Annotated in this window: 27 protein-coding genes; 14 read left to right on the top strand and 13 right to left on the bottom strand. The window is 71.2% G+C overall.

From position 1 onward, the window contains the following. Positions 1-11: 11 nt before the first annotated feature. The 6 genes from pstA to ACQPZO_RS28160 form a co-directional block, all read right to left on the bottom strand. Entirely contained in the window at positions 12-1,088 is a 1,077-nt protein-coding gene (gene pstA / locus ACQPZO_RS28185; protein WP_433344923.1) for a phosphate ABC transporter permease PstA, read from the bottom strand. After that, positions 1,085-2,173: a phosphate ABC transporter permease subunit PstC gene (pstC, locus tag ACQPZO_RS28180; protein ID WP_433344921.1), complete on the bottom strand. Its 1,089-nt coding sequence runs from the start codon at positions 2,171-2,173 to the stop codon at positions 1,085-1,087. Before pstC ends, pstA begins: the two co-directional genes overlap by 4 nt. A gap of 45 nt (positions 2,174-2,218) precedes the next feature. After that, complete coding sequence (gene pstS / locus ACQPZO_RS28175; RefSeq protein WP_433344920.1) at positions 2,219-3,325, bottom strand: phosphate ABC transporter substrate-binding protein PstS; 1,107 nt, start codon at positions 3,323-3,325, stop codon at positions 2,219-2,221. 197 nt (positions 3,326-3,522) lie between these two features. Further along, positions 3,523-4,449 carry a mycothiol synthase gene (gene mshD, locus ACQPZO_RS28170; RefSeq protein WP_433344919.1) on the bottom strand — a complete coding sequence of 309 codons (927 nt, stop codon included), beginning with the start codon at positions 4,447-4,449 and terminating at the stop codon, positions 3,523-3,525. Positions 4,450-4,538: 89 nt separating this feature from the next. Then, a complete protein-coding gene (locus ACQPZO_RS28165; RefSeq protein ID WP_433344918.1) occupies positions 4,539-5,429 on the bottom strand; it encodes a polysaccharide deacetylase family protein in 891 nt (296 codons plus the stop codon). Between the two features lie 663 nt (positions 5,430-6,092). After that, positions 6,093-6,761 (bottom strand): winged helix-turn-helix transcriptional regulator, encoded by a 669-nt coding sequence (locus ACQPZO_RS28160; RefSeq protein ID WP_405116659.1) that lies wholly within the window; start codon positions 6,759-6,761, stop codon positions 6,093-6,095. Positions 6,762-7,059: 298 nt separating this feature from the next. Between ACQPZO_RS28160 and ACQPZO_RS28155 the strand changes: the two genes are divergently transcribed. The 5 genes from ACQPZO_RS28155 (at position 7,060) to ACQPZO_RS28135 (ending at position 10,629) form a co-directional block, all read left to right on the top strand. After that, positions 7,060-8,115, top strand: a complete 1,056-nt coding sequence (locus tag ACQPZO_RS28155; RefSeq protein ID WP_433344917.1) for a hypothetical protein — start codon at positions 7,060-7,062, stop codon at positions 8,113-8,115. Between the two features lie 165 nt (positions 8,116-8,280). After that, complete coding sequence (locus tag ACQPZO_RS28150) at positions 8,281-9,069, top strand: LmeA family phospholipid-binding protein (protein WP_433344916.1); 789 nt, start codon at positions 8,281-8,283, stop codon at positions 9,067-9,069. Between the two features lie 105 nt (positions 9,070-9,174). Beyond that, positions 9,175-9,252, top strand: a complete 78-nt coding sequence (locus ACQPZO_RS28145; RefSeq protein WP_350888370.1) for an Ms5788A family Cys-rich leader peptide — start codon at positions 9,175-9,177, stop codon at positions 9,250-9,252. 204 nt (positions 9,253-9,456) lie between these two features. Then, positions 9,457-10,305, top strand: a complete 849-nt coding sequence (locus ACQPZO_RS28140) for a sulfurtransferase (protein WP_405115975.1) — start codon at positions 9,457-9,459, stop codon at positions 10,303-10,305. 3 nt (positions 10,306-10,308) lie between these two features. Further along, on the top strand, positions 10,309-10,629 hold the full coding sequence (locus ACQPZO_RS28135) for a DUF1416 domain-containing protein (RefSeq protein WP_433344914.1): 321 nt from the start codon (positions 10,309-10,311) through the stop codon (positions 10,627-10,629). Between the two features lie 46 nt (positions 10,630-10,675). On the opposite strand, the gene ACQPZO_RS28130 is transcribed toward ACQPZO_RS28135, so the two are convergent. Next, complete coding sequence (locus ACQPZO_RS28130) at positions 10,676-10,936, bottom strand: hypothetical protein (protein ID WP_433344913.1); 261 nt, start codon at positions 10,934-10,936, stop codon at positions 10,676-10,678. Then, entirely contained in the window at positions 10,933-11,196 is a 264-nt protein-coding gene (locus ACQPZO_RS28125) for a DivIVA domain-containing protein (RefSeq protein WP_433344911.1), read from the bottom strand. Before ACQPZO_RS28125 ends, ACQPZO_RS28130 begins: the two co-directional genes overlap by 4 nt. Before the next feature lie 327 nt (positions 11,197-11,523). Between ACQPZO_RS28125 and ACQPZO_RS28120 the strand changes: the two genes are divergently transcribed. Next, positions 11,524-11,763 (top strand): winged helix-turn-helix domain-containing protein, encoded by a 240-nt coding sequence (locus ACQPZO_RS28120; protein WP_433344910.1) that lies wholly within the window; start codon positions 11,524-11,526, stop codon positions 11,761-11,763. A 43-nt stretch (positions 11,764-11,806) separates the two neighbouring features. Here ACQPZO_RS28120 and ACQPZO_RS28115 read toward each other — a convergent pair whose 3' ends face one another. Then, entirely contained in the window at positions 11,807-12,037 is a 231-nt protein-coding gene (locus ACQPZO_RS28115) for a hypothetical protein (protein ID WP_433344909.1), read from the bottom strand. Here ACQPZO_RS28115 and ACQPZO_RS28110 point away from each other — a divergent pair. From ACQPZO_RS28110 to ACQPZO_RS28090, 5 genes are all read left to right on the top strand, one after another. Beyond that, on the top strand, positions 12,028-12,198 hold the full coding sequence (locus tag ACQPZO_RS28110; protein WP_433344907.1) for a helix-turn-helix domain-containing protein: 171 nt from the start codon (positions 12,028-12,030) through the stop codon (positions 12,196-12,198). The genes ACQPZO_RS28115 and ACQPZO_RS28110 overlap by 10 nt on opposite strands. 300 nt (positions 12,199-12,498) lie before the next feature. Next, a complete protein-coding gene (locus ACQPZO_RS28105; RefSeq protein WP_433344906.1) occupies positions 12,499-13,368 on the top strand; it encodes a hypothetical protein in 870 nt (289 codons plus the stop codon). A 40-nt stretch (positions 13,369-13,408) separates the two neighbouring features. Continuing rightward, complete coding sequence (locus ACQPZO_RS28100; protein WP_433344905.1) at positions 13,409-14,647, top strand: sensor domain-containing protein; 1,239 nt, start codon at positions 13,409-13,411, stop codon at positions 14,645-14,647. Positions 14,648-14,670: 23 nt separating this feature from the next. After that, positions 14,671-15,282 (top strand): LuxR C-terminal-related transcriptional regulator, encoded by a 612-nt coding sequence (locus ACQPZO_RS28095; RefSeq protein WP_433351309.1) that lies wholly within the window; start codon positions 14,671-14,673, stop codon positions 15,280-15,282. Between the two features lie 1,136 nt (positions 15,283-16,418). After that, positions 16,419-17,129: a hypothetical protein gene (locus tag ACQPZO_RS28090; protein ID WP_433344904.1), complete on the top strand. Its 711-nt coding sequence runs from the start codon at positions 16,419-16,421 to the stop codon at positions 17,127-17,129. Positions 17,130-17,255: 126 nt separating this feature from the next. On the opposite strand, the gene ACQPZO_RS28085 is transcribed toward ACQPZO_RS28090, so the two are convergent. From ACQPZO_RS28085 to ACQPZO_RS28075, 3 genes are read right to left on the bottom strand one after another with little or no spacing between them, the layout of a single operon-like run. Further along, positions 17,256-17,678 (bottom strand): SHOCT-like domain-containing protein, encoded by a 423-nt coding sequence (locus ACQPZO_RS28085; protein WP_433344903.1) that lies wholly within the window; start codon positions 17,676-17,678, stop codon positions 17,256-17,258. A gap of 11 nt (positions 17,679-17,689) precedes the next feature. Next, positions 17,690-17,947, bottom strand: coding sequence for a hypothetical protein (locus tag ACQPZO_RS28080; protein WP_433344901.1), 258 nt, complete (start codon positions 17,945-17,947; stop codon positions 17,690-17,692). Further along, positions 17,947-18,324: a DUF2089 domain-containing protein gene (locus ACQPZO_RS28075; protein WP_433344900.1), complete on the bottom strand. Its 378-nt coding sequence runs from the start codon at positions 18,322-18,324 to the stop codon at positions 17,947-17,949. Before ACQPZO_RS28075 ends, ACQPZO_RS28080 begins: the two co-directional genes overlap by 1 nt. A gap of 143 nt (positions 18,325-18,467) precedes the next feature. On the opposite strand from ACQPZO_RS28075, the gene ACQPZO_RS28070 reads away from it, so the two are divergent. Further along, positions 18,468-19,319 carry a hypothetical protein gene (locus tag ACQPZO_RS28070; RefSeq protein WP_433344899.1) on the top strand — a complete coding sequence of 284 codons (852 nt, stop codon included), beginning with the start codon at positions 18,468-18,470 and terminating at the stop codon, positions 19,317-19,319. Between the two features lie 31 nt (positions 19,320-19,350). On the opposite strand, the gene ACQPZO_RS28065 is transcribed toward ACQPZO_RS28070, so the two are convergent. After that, positions 19,351-19,713 (bottom strand): DsrE family protein, encoded by a 363-nt coding sequence (locus ACQPZO_RS28065; RefSeq protein WP_433344897.1) that lies wholly within the window; start codon positions 19,711-19,713, stop codon positions 19,351-19,353. Positions 19,714-19,736: 23 nt separating this feature from the next. On the opposite strand from ACQPZO_RS28065, the gene mtfM reads away from it, so the two are divergent. Together mtfM and ACQPZO_RS28055 are read left to right on the top strand one after the other, a co-directional pair. Then, a complete protein-coding gene (mtfM, locus tag ACQPZO_RS28060) occupies positions 19,737-19,841 on the top strand; it encodes a small membrane protein MtfM (RefSeq protein ID WP_036376929.1) in 105 nt (34 codons plus the stop codon). Positions 19,842-19,955: 114 nt separating this feature from the next. Further along, complete coding sequence (locus ACQPZO_RS28055) at positions 19,956-20,549, top strand: FABP family protein (RefSeq protein WP_433344896.1); 594 nt, start codon at positions 19,956-19,958, stop codon at positions 20,547-20,549. The last annotated feature ends 86 nt before the right edge of the window (positions 20,550-20,635 follow it).

Here is a 20,635-nt window from a genome sequence, read left to right as displayed (position 1 = left end):
ACCTCCGGGGTTCATCGGCCGAGCCGGTTCCGGCGGGCCAGCAGCTTCGCCGCGACCGTCAGGATCAGCACGAGGGCGACCAGGGTCAGCGCCGCGGTCCAGGCCCGTGCCGGGGCGTACCGGGACGCGTCACCGGCCTGCTGGTAGACGAAGAGGGCCAGCGACGACTGGTTGTTCTCGAACGGGTTGAAGTTGATCGCCGCGCCGCCGCCGGCGACGAGCAGCACCGGCGCGGTCTCGCCGGCCGCCCGCGCGACGGCGAGCATGACGCCGGTGACGATGCCGGGCAGCGCGGTCGGCAGCACGACCCGCAGGATGGTCTTCCACTTCGGCACGCCGAGGGCGTACGCCCCCTCGCGCAGCGGCGCGGGGACGAGCCGGAGCATCTCCTCGGTGGAGCGGACCACGGTGGGCAGCATCAGGACGCTCAGCGCGAGCGCGGCGGCGAAGCCGGAGAAGCTGGGCCGGCCGTCGTTGAACACCGGCGAGACGACCAGCACCCAGAACGCCAGCACGAACAGGCCGGAGACGATCGACGGGATGCCGGTCATCACGTCGACGAAGAACCGGATCGCGAAGGCGAACCGGCCCCGGCCGTACTCGACCACGTAGATGGCGCAGAGGATGCCGAGCGGGACGGTGATCAGCGCGGCGATGCCGACCTGCTCCAGCGTCCCGACGATCGCGTGGTACGCGCCGCCGTTCGGGTCCCGGGCCCCGATGTTGTTCATCGAGGTGTTGAAGAAGTCGCCGTCGAGACGCTCGACGCCCTTGCTGACCAGCGTCCAGACCACCGAGGCCAGCGGCAGGACGGCCAGCACGAACGCGGAGTGGATCAGCGCGCTCCAGGTGCGGTTGCGGGCCGACCGCCGCCCCTCGACGGCGTTGCTGGCCGCGAAGAGGCCGGCCAGGTGGAGCAGCGCGGCGAGGACCACGACGAGGACCGGGCCGCCGATGCCGGCGCCGTACACGATCGCGGTGGCGACCACGAGGGCCGCCAGGGCGATCACGGGGGCGGCGTACCGGGGCAGGCGCTTGGCCCGGAGGTCGGGCGGCTGGGTGTGGTGGTTGGCGACGGTGGTGGTCATGCGGCCGACTCCGTGAACTCCCGGCGACGGTGGACGATCGCCCGGGCGGTGATGTTGACGATCAGCGTGATGGTGAACAGCACCAGGCCGGAGGCGATCAGCGCGCCCCGCCCGGTGTCGTTCGCCTCGCCGAACGCGTTGGCGATGTTGGCGGCGATGGTGTTGCCGCCGTTCTCGATGAGGTTGAACGAGATGCCGAAGGTGATGCCGAGGGTCATCGCCAATGCGATGGTCTCGCCGAGCGCCCGGCCCAGGCCGAGCATCACCGCGGCGATGATGCCGGGGCGGCCGTACGGCAGAACGGCGGTGCGGATCATCTCCCAGCGGGTCGCCCCGAGCGCGAGCGCCGCCTCCTCGTTCGCGGTCGGGGTCTGGAGGAAGACCTCGCGGGAGAGCGAGGTGATGATCGGCAACACCATGATCGCCAGGACCAGCGAGCCGAGCATGATCGACTTACCGAACGGGCCGTCGCCCCCGAAGATCGGGATCCAGCCGAAGTACTGGTTCAGCCAGGCGGAGAAGTCCCGGACCGGGGTGACGAAGACGTCTCGTCCCCAGAGCCCGAAGACCACGCTCGGCACGGCGGCCAGCAGGTCGATCAGGAAGCCGAGGGCGGTGCCGAGCCGGCGCGGGGCGTAGTGGGAGAGGAAGAGCGCGATGCCCAGCGCCACCGGCACCGCGATGAGCAGGGCCAGCGCGGAGCTGAGCACCGTGCCGAAGGCGAGCGCGCCGATGCCGAACTTCGGGGCGGTGTCGTTCGGCGACCAGCCCTCGTACGTCCAGAAGTTCGCGGTGTTGGCGCGCAGGGCCGGCACCGCCTTGGCGATCAGGAAGACCGCGATGGCGGCGATGATCACCAGGACGGCGGTGCCGGCGGCCAGGGTCAGGCCGCGGAACGCGCGCTCCGCGCCGAAGGCCCGCGCCCGGGGCAGGCCACCGCCGCCGCCGAGGCCGCCCCCGGCGGGAGTACGGGTGCTGACTGGTGACTCGGCCACCCGCGCCGAGCCGGCGGGCCGCTCCTGGCCTGAGGCCACGCGGGTCCCGCCGGTGCCGGCGTCGGCCGAGCGGGAAGGGGTTTCACCCATCTGCTCGCTCGCTTCGAGTTGAGGGAGTGGTGTCGTGGCGTGGGGTCAGGAGAGGTTCTTGACCGCGGCCTCGACCTTGGTCCGGACCGAGTCCGGCAGCGGGGCGTAGCCCAGGTCGGTCAGCTCGGCCTGGCCCTCGGCGCTGGCCGCGTGGCCCAGCAGGCCCTTGACCAGCGGCAGCTTGTCGGCCGCGAGGCCCTTGCCGCAGACGATCTCGTACGTCACCAGGACGATCGGGTACGCCCCGGCCTCCTTGGTGTTGTAGTCGACCGACATCTTGAGGTCGTCGCCCTGGCCCTCGACCTTGGCCCCTGCGATGGTCTTGCCCGCGTTCTCGGCGGTCAGCTCGGCGAACTCGCCCGCGCCGTTGCCGATCTTCGCCATCTTCAGACCGGCGTTCTCGGCGAAGGACCACTCCATGTAGCCGATCGAGCCGTCGGCGCCCTTGACCGAGCTGGCCACGCCGTCCGAGCCCTTGGCGCCGGTGCCGCCCGGTGCCTTCCACGCCTTGGCGTTCTCGAAGGTCCAGTCCGCACCAGCGGTCTTGGCCAGGAACTTGGTGAAGTTGTCGGTGGTGCCGGACTCGTCCGAGCGGTGCACCGTCTGGATGGTGGTCGACGGCAGCTTGGCGTCCGGGTTGTCGGCCTTGATGGCCGGGTCGTCCCACCTGGTCACCTCGCCGGCGAAGATCTTCGCCAGGGTGGCCGGCTTGAGCTGGAGGTCGTCCACGCCGTTGACGTTGTGGGCGACGGCCACCGGGCCGATCACCATCGGCAGGTGGACGGCCTTGCCGCCGGAGCACTTGGCGTCGGCCTGCGGCTGCTCCTCCGGCTTGAGGGCCGAGTCGGAGCCGGCGAAGTCGGCGGTGCCGGCGATCAGCGCCTGGATGCCGGCGCCCGAGCCGGACGGCTCGTAGTTGATCGTGCTGCCGGCGCACTTCTGCTGGTAAGCCTTGATCCACTCGGCCATGGCGTTCTTCTGGGCCGAGGAGCCCTGCGCGTTCAGGGTGCCGGTGGCGCAGTCGGCCGCGGCGGCCGACCCGGAGGCGGAGGCACCGCCGGCGGGCTCGTTGTTGTCCGAGCCGCATGCACTGAGACCGAGCACCGCAGTAAGAGCGAGGCAGGCGATAGTGCCGTGCCGCTGGAGCTTCACCTGAGGGGTTTCCCTTCACATCTGGACGGGCCGCTCCGGATGGGGGCCCGGGGAGGCCGGCGTGACCGGCTGACCTGAAAGCTAGGAGCGCCAGGTAGCCGGATCGCCGGTCAGAAGTGAACGAGGGGTGAACAGGTGCGGCCGGACAGGTGGCCATCGGCTGAGGACGGGTTGTCCAATTAGTGAAGTTGGTGGCCTCAGCCGAGGTGGTAGTTGACGTGGGCGCACCAGCGGGCGAAGCCGGTCCGCTCGTACAGCGCGACCGCCGCGGTGTTCGACTCGTCGACGAAGAGCATCACCCGGTCCAGCCCTCGCTGGTCCCGCAGGTACGCCAGTCCCGCCGCGGTCAGCGCCCGGCCCAGGCCGCCGCCGTGCGCCGCCGGGTCGACCCCGAGCACGTAGACCTCGCCGATCCGGGCCGACCCGGGCCGCTCGTGCACCTTGGTCCAGTGGAAGCCGAGCAGCCGCCCCGTGGCGGACTCGACGGCGAGCAGGAAGCCGGCCGGGTCGAACCACGGCTCGGTGAGGCGTAACCGCAGGTCGGCTGCCGTCCACCGGCCCTGCTCGGGGTGGCTGGCGAAGGCCCGGGCGTTGAGCGCGAGCCAGGCATCGTCGTCCGCCCCGGGGACGAACGCGCGCAGGACCACCCCGTCGGGCAGGGGCGGCGCGGCCGGCGGGTCGGCCAGCGGGCGACGTAGCTGCCAGAGCACCCGGGCCCGGGTGAGGCCGAGGTCGACGGCCAGCGCGGCGGCGGACGGGTGGTCGCCGTGCGCCCAGGCCCGTACCGGCCCGGTGGCCGCGTCGAGCGCTGCCCGGGCCAGCACCCGGCCGGTGCCCCGCCGCCGACGGGTGGGGTGGACGGCCACCTCCACGCCGACGCCGGCCGCCGGGTCGGTGGTGTCCAGGTGGGCGTAGCCGGTCAGCGTCCCGTCCGGCGCGCGGGCGGCGAAGTGGACGGCCGGGGCCCGCGGGTCACGCAACCGCAGCAGCGTGTGCTCGTCGAACGGGTCGGCCCCGTCGGCGTCCCCGGCCGCCCGGGCCAGGGCCAACACGTCGGCCGCCTCGGCCGCCGTCAGCGCCGCGCTGTGGGTCACCCGGTCGGTCGTCAACTCGGCGCTGCTCATTCCGTAACCGTAACGGGTGCGGCCCGGGCCGTGGCCGTGCCGATGGCGGTACCCCGCCTCCGCCTGTTCCCTGCCGGCGGGGTGGTCGCTCAGGTGGCGCCGGTGGGGATGGGCAGGGCCTCCAGCCGGAACCGGCCGGTCAGGTCCGGCAGGAGTTCGTGCAGCGAGTCCACGGTGCCCTGCCGGTCGCCGCCCGCGTCGTGCAGCAGTACGACCGCGCCCGGCCGCACCTCGGCCGAGACCACGGCGGCGACCTTCGCGGCCCCCGGCGCCCTCCAGTCCGACGGGTCGACGGTCCAGTGCAGCGGGATCATGCCGATCTCCTCGGCCACCGACACCACCGGGTAGGTCCACGCGCCGCCGGGCTGACGGAAGTAGCCGATCGGGGCGCCGGGCACGGCGTCCCGGATCGCCGCGTTGGTGCGCAGCAGGTCGGCGCGGATCACGTCCGGTGACCGCTTGCCGAGCAGCACGTCATGCTGCCAGGAGTGGTTGCAGAGGGTGTGCCCGTCGGCCACGATCGCCTGGATCAGGTCGGGATGGTTCCGGGCGTTCTCGCCGACCACGCAGAAGGTGGCCTTGACGTCGTAATCCCGCAACAGGGCCAGGACCTGCGGGGTGTACCGCGGGTCGGGCCCGTCGTCGAAGGTGAGCGCCACCACCGCCGAGCCCGTGCCGACCCGGGCGCCGAACAGGCCGTCGCCCGCCGTCTCCGGCGGTTGTCCGGTGGCGCCGTTCTGGCCGCCCACGGTGGGACTGGCAGTGGGCCCGGCAGGACCGGAGGTCGGGGCCGGTGGCCGGGGGCGGTCCCCCGGCGGCTGGTCGGCGTGCGGTGGGTCGTCCGCGTGCGCCGAGACTCCCGTGGGTTGTGGCCTCGGCTCGGGGGCCATGCTCTGCCCGAGCGCGTACGCGGAGCCGAGCAGCGCGGCCACCACGACCGCGGCGAGCCCGACGAAGCGCCCGCCCGCTGTGGGGGCCATCAGCCGACACCGCCACTCGGGCACCGGGACCGGCCCCTGTTCGCCCCCGTGGTCATCGCACGCACCGTCGCCCCTTCCGCCGCCAACCCGACAGTCAGAATAAGACCGACGAGTCGTGCAAAAAGGGCAAATCGGGAACAGGGTGTCTGACGGGACAGTCCTGGCCGGGCCTGGCGTGATCGTCTGCTGATTTGTGAGCCCACGCGCCGGGCGGGTTCTCCGAAATCAGCAGACGAGCGTGAAGTCCGGCCCCGCTCCAGGTGCGGGGCGGGAACGTCGACGCTGTTGTCGTCGCTGAGCGGCGGGCAACCCGCAGCGCCCCCTTTGCTCTGCTGTCCCCGGCGCAACGCTCGCGGAGCGTGACGGTTCTGCCGACCTCTCGTGCCAGCACCCGACGCGAAGCGATTGCGCGACGTTGGTGCTGGTGTGGCACGGCAGGTGCTGGTGTTGCGGTGGCGGCAGCAGAGCAAAGGGAACGAGGTGGCATTACCCGACCGGCACCCGAGCCGGTTGGACGGCGGGCCCGCTGTCCCACCTCACCCGCCCACCCGTATCGGTGGGGGTCTATAAAATGGTCAGGGTTTTCGCCACGATCCATCGATCAAGCCCGCAGCTATCGGACTTACCCCCAGGCGGTACGGGGCCCCAGGTCGGGATCGTGACTCAGACCGGGATCGGGGCGTGCTCGGGCTCCGGCAGCGACCGCGACGGCGGCACGACGAACTTGTAACCGACCTGGCGGACCGTGCCGATCATCGACTCGTACTCCGAGCCGAGCTTGGCCCGCAGCCGCCGCACGTGCACGTCCACCGTCCGGGTGCCGCCGAAGTAGTCGTAGCCCCAGACCTCGCGCAGGAGCTGGTCCCGGGTGAACACCCGGCCCGGGTGCTGGGCCAGGAACTTCAGCAGCTCGAACTCCTTGTACGTCAGGTCGAGCGGCCGGCCCTTGAGCTTCGCGGCGTAGGTGTCCGGGTCGATGGTCAGCTCGCCCGCCCGGATCGAGCCGCCGGCCCCGGCGGTGGCGTTGCTCAGTCGACCGACCGCCAGTCGCAGCCGGGCCTCGACCTCGGCCGGCCCGGCGCCGGCCAGGATGACGTCGTCGACGCCCCAGTCGGCGTTCAGCGCGATCAGCCCGGCCTCGGTGACCACCGCGACCAGCGGCACGCCGAGCCCTGTGGCGTGCAGCATCCGACAGGTGGCCCGGGCCTCGCTCAGCTCCGACCGGGCGTCCACCAGCACGGCGTCCGGGCTGGGCCCGGCGACCAGGGTGCGGACGTCGCGCGGCGCGGTGCGCACCGAGTGTGGCAGCAGGTCGAGCGCCGGCAGCACCATCGACGGCTCGCCTGCGCGTGCGGTCACCAGCAGCAGGATCTCCACACGATCACCTCCGTCCCGGCGGCCCTGCGGCCGCGCGCGACCAGCGACACTCCCTGGTGGGGGTGGCGCTGAGAACTTGCGTGGGTCCCGGCGTCGCTGACGGGCGGGTATCGGCTTGAGCGTAACTGATCGCCTGGCCTGCGCTTCTGCGCTGCTTCCCCTTTGTCCGCCTTGCCCGCGATCACGCCGCAGGTTTTAACGTTGCCGAAACGGTGGTCACCACGGTGGCACCCGGGTCTGGCACGATCGGGACGTGTATCCCCCGACCTCCTCCGAGGCCGGCCGGGACCCGTGGGTCGACGACGACGTCCCACCAGGGCCGGCCGGTCGTGCGCACCCACCGGTCCCGCGCACCGGCCCGGACGTCGACGCCGACGGTCCCCCGGCCCGGCGGGGTCGCCCCCGCCGGCTGCGTCGCGGCGGCGACCCGGGCTGGCGGCCCGACGACGAGGCCGACGACGACGTCGACGAGGAGGAGTTCGAGCCGGTCGAGGTGCGCCGGCCGCTCTCGCTCACCGTCGCCGGGTTCGCCGCGCTGCTCGGCGTCGGCCTGGTGCTCGGCGCGCAGACCGCCGGGCCCGGGCACCGGTTGCCGTTCGCGTTCATCATCTTCGGCGTGCAGTTGATCTTCGTCCTGGCCTGGACGATGGCCATGCGCCCGCCCGCGCTGCTGCTGGTCGCCCTGGTCAGCGCGGTGGTGGCCGCCGCCGCCGACACCGCCGCCGTGCAGTCCGACATCGCCGGCCTCGCCCCGCTCGGGTACCTGGCCGCCGGCGGTTTCCTGCTCGGCGTGCTCGGGCAGCTCGTCCGCCGGGTCGACCGGGTCCGGGTCACCGACTCGCTCGGCACCACCCTGCTGATCGTGGTCGGCGTGGTCGCCTTCGCCACCCTCATCGTGCTCAGCCGGATCCCGGCCGGCACCCAGGCGATCACCGTCTGCCTCACCGCCACCGGTGTCGCGCTGACCGTCGCCCGGCTCACCGACGCGGTGCTGCCCTGGCCCCGGCTCGCGCCGCAGGTGCCCCGGGGCGCGGCGGGCGTGGTGGCCGGCGCGATGGCCGGCACCCTGGCCAGCGCCGTGCTGGGCAGCTACCTGGTCAGCTTCACCCCGACCAGCGGTGCGGTGATCGGGCTGGTCGCCGCCGCCACCGCCGTGCTGGCCGACCTCGCCGTCGGGTACGCCGAGGCGGGCCGGCTGATGGCCGGCGAGCCGCCGACGATGTGGGCCGCCCGGCACATGCAGGGCCCGCTCGGCGGCTTCGCCCTGTCCGCCCCGGCGGCGTACGCGATGTGCGTGTTGTTCCTGTGAGCGACCGGCCGGCGGCGCCCGCCCGCAGGCCGGGCTCGGCCGGCGGTTGAGGGTTTCCCCTCCCGGGTACTGTCCGGTGCGCCGTAGGGCGGCAAGTAGCCGTAGGGCGGCAGAACCGGACCGTCGACGTCCCCTGGGCGCCGGCCAGGACAGAAGGAGGCGGGCGTGGCGGAGGCCTACCCGGCGTACGAGGAGCGCCCCCGGCGACGTGGGCGCAAGGTGCTCATCACGCTCCTGGTCCTGCTGGTGATCCTGGCCGGGCTGCTGGTGGCCGCCGACCGGATCGCCGTCGGGGTCGCCGAGCGGGCCATCGCCGACCAGGTCACCAAGGAGATCGCCAAGCAGGACGCGCAGTCCTCGGCGCCCGAGGTCGAGGTTGGCGGCTTCCCCTTCCTCACCCAGGTGCTCGACGGCAGGTACGAGCGGATCACCATCAAGCTGCGCGACGTGCAGGGCGCGGTGCGGGGTGATGCGGTCAGCCTGCCGACGCTGGACGTCGACGCCCGCAACGTGCGGGCTTCCCTGGACACCCTGCGCACCCAGCAGGGCGACGTGGTCGCCGAGACCGTCGACGGCACCGGCACCATCACGTATGACAGCCTGGCCAAGCTCCTCGACCGGCCCGGCCTGACCCTCGGCGAGCGGGACGGCCAGCTCGCCGTCACCGCCCCGGTCGACATCCTCGGGCAGAAGCTGACCGTCACCGGCACCGCCAAGGTGACCGTCGGCAAGGAGGGGCAGGTGTCGCTGAGCTTCGCCGACCTCGACGCCGAGGGGCTGCCGAACATCCCGCTGGCCCGCACCCTGCTCAACAACTACGCCAAGGGCATCTCGATCGACGTGCCCCTGCCCGAGCTGCCGTTCCAGCTCGTCGTACGCGAGGTCAGGCCGCTGCCCGGAGGGCTCGCGGTGACCGCCGCCGCGAAGGACGTCCCGATCAGCTCGGCCGGCTGAACCGCCCGAGTCCCGGCCGGGGCGGTGTCGCCCGGCCGGGACGGCCGTCCCGGATGCTGGTCGAGCCGGTGGCACTCCGCAGGACGGCTGGTAGCCTCCCTGTTCATGGGGATGCACCTCACCAAACGGCGCGCGATCGACCTGTGTCGCGTGGCCACCTGCCTGTGTCGCCCCGTCATCTGACGGCGGGGCTGTCCTCGGCCGCCTGACGGCGGCCACCGGCCACAGGGTCTGCGTACCCTCCGGTTCTCCCCCTCTTCGCCCGGCAGCGGCGCCGTCGCACGAACCCGTGATCCCGTCCTTCCCACTGGGTCCCGCGCGTGGTGCGACAGTCACCTATTCGATCCCGCGCAGGCTCACCATCCATCCTCACCAGGGAGTGATCTGATGAGTCGCGACACCGCACTCGTCTCGGCCGAATGGGCCGAGAAGAACATCGACGCCCCGGGCGTCGTCTTCGTCGAGGTCGACGAAGACACCTCGGCCTACGACACCGGCCACATCGCCGGCGCGATCAAGCTGGACTGGCGAACCGACCTCCAGGATCAGGTCCGCCGGGACTTCGTCAACAAGAGCCAGTTCGAGGCGCTGCTCTCCGAGCGCGGCGTCGGCAACGACGACGTCGTCGTGCTGTACGGCGGCAACAACAACTGGTTCGCCGCGTACGCGTACTGGTACTTCAAGCTCTACGGCCACCGCGACGTCAAGCTGCTCGACGGCGGTCGCAAGAAGTGGGAGCTGGACGCCCGACCGCTGGTCACCGACGCGGTGACCCGGCCGAGGACCGAGTACGTCGCGCAGGAGCCGGACACCACGATCCGCGCCTTCCGCGACGAGGTCGTCGACGCGATCGGCACCAAGAACCTGGTCGACGTGCGCAGCCCCGACGAGTTCGCCGGCCGGCTGCTCGCCCCCGCCCACCTGCCGCAGGAGCAGGCCCAGCGCGCCGGGCACATCCCCACCGCGATCAGCGTGCCGTGGTCGAAGGCGGCCAACGAGGACGGCACCTTCAAGTCCGACGACGAGCTGCGCAAGATCTACGCTGCCGCCGGGCTGGACGACGGCAAGGAGACCATCGCCTACTGCCGGATCGGCGAGCGCTCCTCGCACAGCTGGTTCGTGCTCCAGGAGCTGCTCGGCCACCCCAACGTGAAGAACTACGACGGTTCCTGGACCGAGTACGGCTCGCTGGTCGGCGTGCCGGTCGCGCTCGGCGACGAGCCCGGGGAGGCCTGAGCCATGACCGCTCCCACCGCTGCCGGGTGCGCCGCGCCCGACCAGGCTGCCCCGCTGCCGGCCAGCCTGGACCTGGAGAAGGAAACCGTCATCACCGGCGCCGTCCGGTCCGAGGCCGGCGAGGTCGTCGCGGGCGCGTACGTCCGGCTGCTCGACTCGACCGGTGAGTTCACCGCCGAGGTGGTCACCTCCCCGGCCGGCCAGTTCCGCTTCTTCGCCGCGCCGGGGAGCTGGACGCTGCGCGCCCTGTCCCGGCACGGCAACGGCGACGCCGCCGTCACCGCCACGCGCGGGATCAACGAGGTCGCCGTCACGGTCGCCTGAGTGTGTGTAAGGCCCCCTGCTGTCGCTTCGTGCATGGCAGGGGGCCTTATCGACATCTCAGGTTGTGGGTGCAGCCGTCCGGGTGGCCAGGACGCAGCAGGCAGCGCCGTCGGTGTGGCAGCCGCCGATCGCAGAACACCTGATGCTGCCCGCTGAGGTCGCCCTCGGCGGAGAGGGTGGTCTCGCCGACCTGCACCTGCGGCAGGAACCCCAACGAGCGGGTCAGCGCGCGGGCCAGGACGTGCGCGGCGGCCAGGTCGGCCGCCAGCACCGTCAGGTGTACGACGAACCGCTCGGCTTCGCTCACCGGTACGCCCGTAGGGCGAACCGGGACTGCCAGTCCCGCAACGTCTGCTTGATGTGGGCGTTCTCGTCCCGGGTGCGGTCCAGTTCGGCGTGCAGGGCGGCGAGGTCGTTGGCGACCCGGTGCAGGAAGGTGCTCACCTCGCCGGGGTCCAGGCCCCGTCGGACCAGCGTGAACTGCCGCTCCCGGACCCGCCCGGCGCAGAGCGGACGGTACGCCGCCGAGAGGTAGTGCCGGCCGGTGTTGCTCGCGCCGACCGGCACTACCTGTTCGGGTTGTCGGTGCCGGGCGGCCGTGCCTGTTGGACGGGTGTCGCGGCGGAGACGTCGGAACGGATTGCGCACGGTCGGTCCACCTTCCCGAGGTGCCCTGCCGGGGCGGTGTGGGGGCCGGGGCGGGCCGTTATTCCTGCGACGGCCCGCCCCGGCGGGGGAGTGAGCGCTGCCCGTTGCCACGCGAGGAGGCTCGGGAGCCAACTTATGCGCGGATGGCGCGTGAGTCAATCCGTGCGCCCGGCGTTTTCGCGTGAACTTTGCTTGTCGAGGGGGCGGGTTGCGTGATCAAATCGGAGGTGCCACGCGAGGAGCGCCATGCCTGCTATACCCGATTACTTCCGAATTTCGAACGCGATAATGTCCGACGTGAGGAGCGGAAGGCTCAAGCCGGGCGACAAGTTGCCGTCGATCGCCGAGCTGTGCAAGCAGCACGAGGTTGGCGCGTCAACCATTCGCCAGGTCTACATCCGGCTTGAGGCCCTGGAAGTGGTCCACCGTCACCAGGGCAAGGGAGTGTTCGTCACCGACCCCGACACCTGGATGCGGAAGCCTTAACCCCGCTTCCTCTGGCCGACGCCGAAGACGCGCCGGGTACGGTTCAGAGGGTCCAGGTGTCCACGGGTCGGTACACGAAACAGGCAGCCTCGGGGCCTGGCAGCGGCGTGCGATGGATCTCCTTGCCGGTCGTGGCGTGGATGGCGACAAGTTCCTTGGTGCCGGCCAGGCGGACCCAGAGGATGTGGTCGCTGTCCAGGTCGAAGTCGGCGCCGGCGCTGCCGCCGAGCCGATCCCAACTGCTGCGCCAACTGAACTGCGCCGTTGTGGTCAAGAACGACGAGCGTCGGTGGCCGCCTTGGCGCGCTGACCTCCGAACAGATCGCCGACGCCCGCATCCTGCTCAGCGCCGGGCAAACCCGAACCGCCGTCGCCGCCAAGCTCCGCGTCTCCCGCTGGACACTCAGCCGCGCCCTTGACACCGCGCCCCGCTGACGCCCGCCACCGAGTGCCAACGCCTGACCGCAGCGGACAGCCCACGCGCGGATCGCGGCACGACAAGATGCTTTCTCAGCTTGCTGACCACCACTGGCGTGGGTCCGCTTCGCCCGGCAGATAGGAGTTGGGCAACGGGATACTGTTGCGCCCAAATCTGGGGTAGCCGGGAGGTGAGACTCCTCCCGGCTACTCGACCTGAGGTAGAGCCAGCTATACCGCACGGGTAGCGCAGCCTCACCCGGTTGTGCTAGCTCAGGCGCCATCGCGCTCCGAGCGGCCCTTCTCTACCGTCGTCCCATGCGATTTCGACCGATCACGACAACTGGTGCCGCCGAACCAACACGAGGTTCCGACCGCAAAAATGTTCGACTGCATTCGAGGTCTACGATCGGCTTGCTGCTGGCGGCCGGCGCAGCTTTGGTGGCAGCATTCGAGTTCGCCCCCAGGGCCCTCCTGAAGCGAAACTTCGGGGCTTACAGTGACGCGAAACTGCACGACGCCTTCGGGCGTGCTCTCGTCGAGTATTGGCGAAGCGGAACTCCGGCGTTCCCCGCCAGTCTGACGACGTTGGTCGACTACTGGTTCCAATGGCATGCGATCAAGGTGGCAATCAGCTCGTTGTCGGTCATTGTCTTCGCCCTGCTCGCCACCGCGCTGTGGCAGAGATACCTGCGTAACCAGGCCTGGTACGCGGCGGTTGCCACAGCCGCAACGGTGTCGACGGTTGCCGCCACGGGAGTGCTGGTGCTGAACATTCAGGCGACGGCCGTACCGCTGGTCGCGTTGCTTGGGCTGCTACCCGGTAGAACCGCCGACGGAAAACTCGCACAGGTTTTAAGTCAGATGCGCGAAGGGCTGACGAAATCGGCCAGCCCGCACGCCGGTTCCCCTGCGCTGACGGTACTGCTCGGCGAGGTCGAGCGATACTTCTGGGTCATGGTGGCGATTTCCGCCACGCTGATGATGGCAACCGTCCTGGCGAGCGTCCTTTTCTGGAAGCGGCGTATCGCCGCCGACCCGAGCGCCACACGCGTCAGATTCATGCACAGCACACTCGGTGTCATCACGGCCCTGACCGCATGTCTGCTGCTACTTGTGACAGCGGCCTATGCATTCTCGGCGCTGGAACCCGCCACCTGGCTGCTCGGCGTCGTCGGTGCGGGCTGACACCGCTCCTCCACCACTGCTGCGTCGTAAAGTCGTGACCGTGGCGACGAGCGTGTGGCGGGCGATGGCGAGCAACCCCGTCCGATTCGTCCTATCGCCATGGCCATGGCGCAGCCTGGCCTATGTGGTCAGTAGCGTGGCGGTCATCTCGATCGTCTGGCTCGCCGTTCTGCCGCTGCTGCTGTTTCCGCCGCTGCTGGTGCTCGTCGGCATACCGATCGGGGCGCTGGAGCGCCACCGGCTCGGCCTCATGGAGCCGCTGGCGGTCCGCGACCCGCACGCACCCCCACCCCCGGGCGGCTGGGCGTGGGTGCGGCGGCGGGTGACCGAGGCTGCCACCTGGCGCGAACTCGGCTATTGCGCATGCCTGCTGTCGGTGCTTGCGCTCCTCGACCTCGCCGCGGTGTTCGTCCTGTTCATCTGCCTCCTCCTGCTGGCGCTGCCGCTGTTGGTCGGGGTGGGCGCGGACGCCCACATGGCGGTGGGCACCTGGACGGTCGAGACCGTCGGGCAGGCGTGCGCCGTCGCCGGTCTGGTCGGGGTGCCCGCGACGGTCGTCACCCTGTACGGAATCAGCGTGCTCGGCGGCGCCCAGGCCGCCTTCGCCACGTGGCTGCTCGCACCCACCGGCACCGAGGCAAACCGTCAGGTCGAGGAACTGGCCCAGTCGCGCAGTCGGTTGGTCAACTCGTTCGAGGCCGAACGCCGTCGGATCGAGCGAGACCTGCACGACGGCGCGCAGCAACACCTGGTACTCCTGACGATGAAGCTGGGCCTGGCCGAGCGGCATATGGCCGACGCGGGCGGACGCGCCGGCGAACTCGTCGGCGAGGCCCACGAACAGGCCCGGCTGGCACTCACAACCCTCCGGGACCAGATCCACGGCATCCACCCCCAGATCCTCACCGATCTCGGGCTGACCGAGGCGATCCGCGAACTCGCCGAACGGTGTCCGATTCCGGTCGAGGTCGACCTCGACCTGCCCGGCCGGCTGCCGCCCGAGATCGAGTCCACCGCCTACTTCGTGGTCTCGGAGGCCCTGACCAACGCGATACGACACGCCGCAGCCACTCGCATCCAGATCGGTGGCGGACTCGCTGGGCAACGGCTGGCGCTGACAATCGTCGATGACGGTCGGGGCGGCGCTGAACCGTCACTGGGCACGGGCATGCGGGGGCTGGCCGACCGAGTGGCCGTCGTGGCTGGCACCCTGGAGATCAGCAGCCCCCAAGGAGGACCCACCACACTGCGGATCGACCTGCCGTGTCGCTACGAATAGTGCTTGCCGAAGACGCCACGCTCATGCGGGCCGGCCTCGTCAGCCTGCTCGAAGGACTGGGCCACACCGTGGTCGCGGCGGTCGGCGACGGCGACTCGATGGTGGCGGCCGCCCGAGAGCACCGACCCGACCTGGTCATCACCGATGTCCGCATGCCGCCCAGTTTCACCGACGAAGGGCTGCGCGCTGCGGTGACACTACGCGCCAGCGACCCGAGCGCGGCGGTACTCGTGCTGTCGCAGTACGCGGCCACCGCGTACGCCGCTGAACTGCTCGGCCCGTTCGGACGGGCCGGAGTTGGCTACCTCCTCAAGGACCGCATCGGCGAGGTCGCCGACTTCTCCGACGCGGTGTCGCGGGTCGCGGCCGGCGAAACCGTCATCGACCCCGACGTGGTACGGCAGTTGCTGAACCGCCGACGCACGACCAACCCACTCGACCGGTTGACCACACGGGAACGGGAGGTGCTCGGGCAGATGGCCGAAGGACACAACAACCCGTCCATCGCCCGAACGCTCGGAATCAGCGACGCCGCGGTGGCCAAACACATCGGCAACATCTTTACCAAACTCGACCTCCCCGAGGCCGATGGCCACCGCCGGGTACTCGCCGTCCTGACCTACCTGCGAAGCTGACCGCACCCGAGTCGGCGGCGGCAGCGACGGCGCAAACGGCGCGCGCGAGCGGCGAACTGCGCGTGCATCCGGAGCCACCACCCCTCACGCAGCCCTACCGGTCGGACGGACCTGGCGCCGAAACAAGACGCCGATCATGAAGGGCAACTTTCTGGTACCCAAAGCAGCTAACCATCAACGGCAGGCGATTGACCACGACGGCAGGTGGTGCCCGAAGAACCTGCCCGGGTGGTGCCAGTTCAACCTGCCGAAATCAGCCAACCCATAAGACGTGCCAACCTTGGGCGCCCATGAGGGGTTGCCGAGCAGAGCGGTTCAAAGTTTCTGTACGTCTTCAAGGCGGCCCCGGCCGGGGCCGCTCGTGCCGGTCGACAGGGGACGCGCGTCCGGTCGCTTCGCTGCCGCTGCACACCGGCCGCGCCCACGGGCCCCGTCGACGGGCACGACGTCGACGAGCACCAGGACGACGACGTTGCCGAGCGGCAACGGTTGCACGCCGACAAGCAGCCGGAACTAATTGCCGAATTGGCCTCTACGGGATCAAGGGGCGCGGCAAGCCGGCCCGGCGGCACGCCGCCCGGCCCGGCCTGGCGGCCAGCCGGGGCGGTCAGCCGCCCGGCGGGCCGGACACCGCGCCGGCGGTTGCCGAACGGATCGGGGGAGCCCATGAGTGCCGACCACCCCAAGGGTGGGCCCGACGTCGACGAGCTGCCCGCCGCGAGTTGCCGAACGCTCGTCGACGAGCACCAGGCGGTGCCGGCCGCCGTCGACGAGCTGCGGGGAGGGGTCCACAAATCTCCGGGAAAGGTTCACAAGACAGCGCGAGCGCGAGTTGCCGAAAGACCACGCGGCCCCCTGTCGGTGGGCGGTCGCGTCTACCGTCGACGGGTGCTCGCGGATGATGGCCGGTCCCTGTCGCTGTCCCTGGCCGCCTGGTTGGAGCCGGTCGCGTTCACCGACCTACGGGCGGTCCAGGTGACCGAGCTGCTGACCGAGCAGGTGAGCCGGTGGGCGCGCGGGCAACGGTGGCAGGTACGCCGGGAAGCACCCTCCCGCGTGGAGTTGGCGGCCCGGTCGGACTCTGGTTGCAGTGGGGCGCGCCCCGGTGGAGGCCCGCCCCGGTCGGTGTCCACCTGGTGCGCCTGGACGCGCGCCGGCGTCACGAGTTCGCCCAGAGCCCGGCGCTCTACACGCGGGTACCGCCGTCGCACCTGCCCGCCCCGGACCACAGCCCGGCGATCCCCCACCCGACCGCCCTGGCCGCCGCCGAGCTGACCGCCCTCGCGCTCCGGCTCGCCGGCGAGGGCATGCCGCTGGTCGACGTCGTCGACGCCCTGCACCGCCGGTGCCAGACCCGCCGGCGGACGTACCGGGAGGACGTCCTCGGCAACCTCGCCACCTGGTGGTCCCTCGGTGATCCGGCGGATTGGATGGCACACGGGTGGGACGACTGCACGACGGCGATAGGCCTGCCCGGCGGCGATGAAGGTCGGCTCTTGCAGGTAGAACCAGTGATCCACCACGTTGACGAGCGTCAGCCGGTCAGCAGTCACACAGTTGACCACGGCACCTCCTCGAACAGACATCGCACTGCACGTACTGATCATTTGCCGGCCGACGGCTCCCACAGTTTCGCGCTCGTCGGCAGAAGCGGATGGGCCGCTCCGCTCGACGCCGCATCGCTGCCGCCAACCGTTGCGCATCGGCTCGGGCCGGTCGTCCTCAGAGTGACCGGCCCGAGCCGTGGCCGTTGCGGCACCCGCCCGCCTTTCCGGGTACCCGGCCAGGACGTGCGCCCACCTCGCCGGGGTCCGGCCTCGCGCGGACCTTGCCGCTCCCGATGTTGATGTCGACCCGGCCGGTTGCGCGGCTAGGCTTCAGGTTGGCAGTTCAACCGTGCGCTGCTGTGGCGGGCGCGGCCTCGGGAGGGTGTTCCAGCACCCTCTCGGGGGTCCGTCCGACTCCGACGGCGCCTACTCGCAGAAGACCCGCACTTTGGCATCGGGCTGGTCCACCTCCACGGTCATCTCGTCGAGGTGCTCCACGAGCGCCTCAAGCTGTTCGGGCTTGAGCTGCGTCAGGTCGAACGGCACGCCCGACTTTTTCAGTTCGGCGTTGGCCTGGCCCAGTGCCTGCGGCGGGATCAGGGCCGCCAGCCGTACCCCGGCCCGCAGCAGTTGCAGCGGCACCCGCACGTTGACCCGTCCCGGCTCGCCGTTCTCAAGGGTGTCGACTACCACCCGCAGGTACTTCGCCCTGCCCTTCGGCCGGGCATCGAGGCTCGACGCCGCTGGCGGCTGGTCTCGTTCGAGCGCGGCGATGAGCTGCTCCGCCTCCTCTGCGGTGATCTTGCCCTCGGCCAGCATGTCGAGGATGTCCTTGCGCTGTTCGTTCATCGGTACCTCTCCTATCGAATGGTTACGAGCACAGCCGTACGGCCCTGCTCGACGTCGACCCGGGTGCCGGGCAACGCGGAGACGACGCCCCAGCCGGCGCCGAGTGCCCGCACCACACTGACGCGGTACACGAGGCAGACCACGGCCGCCACCAGCACGGCCAGGACCACGACCGGCGAGAACACGAGCACCACGGGGAGCACCGGGACCCAGATCCGGATGGGACGACCGTCCGGGCGTTTGAGCCGTACGGTCAACAACTGCGGCATCACGCTCGGCCGTCCAGTTCGGACAGCGCCTGCTGTGCGGTGATCTCGCCACGACGCAACCGATCGATGACGTCGGCCCGGGACGGTGCCGGATCGGTCTCGACGAAGTCGAGCATCTGCATGATCCGGTTCAGTCGGGATTTGATCGTCGGGTAGCTCACCCCGAAGATTCGCTCCATCTCCTTGATGGAACCGTGGCACCGCACGAACGCCGTGACGAAGACCTGATCCTCGACGTTGAGCTGAGCCAGTTGCGGTAGCTCGAACTCGCCCTCGATCGCGACGCCGTTGCCTGCCAGGCGCACCCGCTCGACGACGAACGGCTGGCCCCGGGTCAGGTTGGTGAGTTCCTGCCAGTCCATCGCCTGCTCTGTCATATCTAGATTTGTACCCCACTTAACTTCAACTTTCTGCATGTTGATCTTAATTTTCTTCAACGAGCGCTTCGGCGGTCGCCTGCACCGGCGGGTGGAGTCGGCGCGCCGGACGGGGTGGCGACACCGCGTGACACGATGGCCCGGTGAGTGGTGCTGCACAGCCGGGATACGCCCCGCCGACCGATCCCAGCGAGCCGACGCCCGCCCGCCGGCGGTCCCGCTGGCTGCTGGCCGTGACCGTGGCCTGGGCGGTGCTGTTGGGCGTACTCACCTGGGTGTCGGTCCGCGACGATGGGCCGACCGTCCGCGAACAGCGCACCCTGGCCCAGGCCGGGCCGGTGGTCGACCGCGCGGTGGGCGAGCTGGTCGCGGCGGCTGCCGGGGACCGGGCCGTCGCGCTCGTACCGGACCGGATCGAGCAGGGCTGTACGGTGACGCCCCTGCTCGACGGCGCGACGCTGGCGCGCGCGGTGGAGGTCGTCGCGCCCGGCGCGGACCCGCGCGCCGTGCTCACCGAGATCGCCGACCGGCTGCCGGCTGCCTGGCGGGCCGGGGTCCGGGTGACCGGCGACGGCCCCCGGTTGCGTGCCGACGCGGGGGAGTTCGTGCTGGTGGAGGGGCGTCCGGCCGGCGACGGCCGGGTCCGGCTGAGCGTCCGCACCGGGTGCCGCCCGGTGGGCGACGGCTACCGCGCCTCCGCCGCCCAGGGCGGCCCGGAGACGGCCGCCCTCGCCGCCGCCCTGCGGGCACTCGGCACCCCGGCCGCGCCGGCTCCTGTGCTGGTCGCCGCGCCGTGTCCCGGCGGTGGGGGGCCGGCCCGCACCGCCCGCGTCACCCTCGACCCCGCCCCGGCCGAACCGGCCCGCGCGCTCGCCCCGGTCGCCGCCGACACCGTCCTTTTCGACGCCACCGAGGGGTACGCCTACCGACAGGGCCCGGTCACCGTGGCCCTGGCCGGCACCGAGCTCACCGCCAGCACCGGCTGCGGAGGCTGACCCACCTGGCGGCGGGTCAGGGGACCGGCCGTCAGTAGACGAGCGCCTGCGCCCCGTCGGCCATCGCTTCCTCGACGAAGACCGCCGCCCCGGCGATCCGTACGCCGGGCAACACGTCGTCCGGGCCGATGTCCCGGCGGGCCGCGCACTGGGTGCAGGCCGTCACCCTGCCGGTGCTCATGATCACGTGCAGCAGCTCGGCCAGCGGCGCGGAGTGCGGCAGCTCGAACTCCTGCGCCCGGCCGGGCAGCGCGAACCAGGTGGACTCCCCGGTCAGCCAGAGCGAGACGTCCACCCCGGAGGCCGCAGCGGTGGCGGCGACGGTGAAGGCCTGTGCGCACCGCTCGGGCGCGTCGGCGCCGGCGGTGACCTTGACGACGAGAGTACGGGCCATGGCGCCAGCATAGGATGACCCGGATGGTTACCGAGATCGGGTTCGTCAGCCTGCTGGTCGCCGGCCTGGGCGCGCTCGCCGGTGGCCTGGTCTACCTAGCTGTACGCATGTCGAGAGGACGTTGGTGAGCGCGAGGAGTGAGCCGGGTCTGCGAGCCCCGCAGTCGCGAACGGAGACGAACCTGTGAGCGCGAGGAGTGAGCCGGGTCTGCGAGCCCCGCAGTCGCGAACGGAGACGAACCTGTGAGCGGCGAGAACGCCCTACAGCCGCCCTGGTTGAATGCGCCCCCGGTCGATCCGTACCCGTACGAGGAGAGCCACGACCTGCGGGTGGGCCCGAAGCTGCATCCGGCGCTGGACGGACTGCTGCCCTACGTCGGGGTGTGGCGGGGCCGGGGTCGGGGCGGATACCCGACGATCGAGGACTTCGACTACGCCCAGGAGATCCGGATCAGCCACGACGGCCGGCCGTTCCTGTGCTACGAGTCGCGGGCCTGGATCCTCGACGAGGAGAGCCGGCCGGTGCGCCCCGCCGGCCGCGAGGTGGGCTGGTGGCGTCCGGTGCTCGACGGCGACGGCCGGGCCACCGACGAGCTGGAGGCCCTGATGTCCGTGCCGACGGGTGTGATGGAGCTGCACATCGGCAAGCGCAAGGGCACCCAGTTGGAGTTCGTCACCGACGCGGTGGTCCGCACCTCCACCGCCAAGGAGGTCACGGCCGGGCACCGGCTCTTCGGCATCGTCGAGGGCGCCCTGCTGTACGCCCAGGACATGGCCGCCGTCGGCCACCCCCTGACCCCCCACCTCTCCGCCCGGCTCCTCCGCACAGCCGGTTAACCCGCACCGAAATGCCGGAGTGATCAAGAAGTTTGCGTCACGTTTGGAGCATCCCCGGGACGCAAACTTCTTGATCAACATGAGCG

Origin of the sequence: Micromonospora sp. CA-111912 (assembly GCF_050948415.1) — a bacterium.
GTDB lineage: Bacteria > Actinomycetota > Actinomycetes > Mycobacteriales > Micromonosporaceae > Micromonospora.
The sequence above is the reverse complement of the archived record's forward strand: the minus strand, read 5'-3'. Positions and strand labels throughout refer to the sequence as shown.

Bases quoted from the DNA above. Each gene is read 5' to 3' on its own strand.
- pstA (WP_433344923.1), bottom strand. From the start codon at position 1,088: ATGACCACCACCGTCGCCAACCACCACACCCAGCCGCCCGACCTCCGG.
- pstC (WP_433344921.1), bottom strand. From the start codon at position 2,173: ATGGGTGAAACCCCTTCCCGCTCGGCCGACGCCGGCACCGGCGGGACC.
- mshD (WP_433344919.1), bottom strand. From the start codon at position 4,449: ATGAGCAGCGCCGAGTTGACGACCGACCGGGTGACCCACAGCGCGGCG.
- ACQPZO_RS28165 (WP_433344918.1), bottom strand. From the start codon at position 5,429: ATGGCCCCCACAGCGGGCGGGCGCTTCGTCGGGCTCGCCGCGGTCGTG.
- ACQPZO_RS28160 (WP_405116659.1), bottom strand. From the start codon at position 6,761: ATGGTGCTGCCGGCGCTCGACCTGCTGCCACACTCGGTGCGCACCGCG.
- ACQPZO_RS28145 (WP_350888370.1), top strand. From the start codon at position 9,175: ATGGGGATGCACCTCACCAAACGGCGCGCGATCGACCTGTGTCGCGTG.
- ACQPZO_RS28140 (WP_405115975.1), top strand. From the start codon at position 9,457: ATGAGTCGCGACACCGCACTCGTCTCGGCCGAATGGGCCGAGAAGAAC.
- ACQPZO_RS28135 (WP_433344914.1), top strand. From the start codon at position 10,309: ATGACCGCTCCCACCGCTGCCGGGTGCGCCGCGCCCGACCAGGCTGCC.
- ACQPZO_RS28120 (WP_433344910.1), top strand. From the start codon at position 11,524: ATGCCTGCTATACCCGATTACTTCCGAATTTCGAACGCGATAATGTCC.
- ACQPZO_RS28105 (WP_433344906.1), top strand. From the start codon at position 12,499: ATGCGATTTCGACCGATCACGACAACTGGTGCCGCCGAACCAACACGA.
- ACQPZO_RS28095 (WP_433351309.1), top strand. From the start codon at position 14,671: ATGCGGGCCGGCCTCGTCAGCCTGCTCGAAGGACTGGGCCACACCGTG.
- ACQPZO_RS28085 (WP_433344903.1), bottom strand. From the start codon at position 17,678: ATGAACGAACAGCGCAAGGACATCCTCGACATGCTGGCCGAGGGCAAG.
- ACQPZO_RS28080 (WP_433344901.1), bottom strand. From the start codon at position 17,947: ATGCCGCAGTTGTTGACCGTACGGCTCAAACGCCCGGACGGTCGTCCC.
- ACQPZO_RS28075 (WP_433344900.1), bottom strand. From the start codon at position 18,324: ATGACAGAGCAGGCGATGGACTGGCAGGAACTCACCAACCTGACCCGG.
- ACQPZO_RS28065 (WP_433344897.1), bottom strand. From the start codon at position 19,713: ATGGCCCGTACTCTCGTCGTCAAGGTCACCGCCGGCGCCGACGCGCCC.
- mtfM (WP_036376929.1), top strand. From the start codon at position 19,737: ATGGTTACCGAGATCGGGTTCGTCAGCCTGCTGGTCGCCGGCCTGGGC.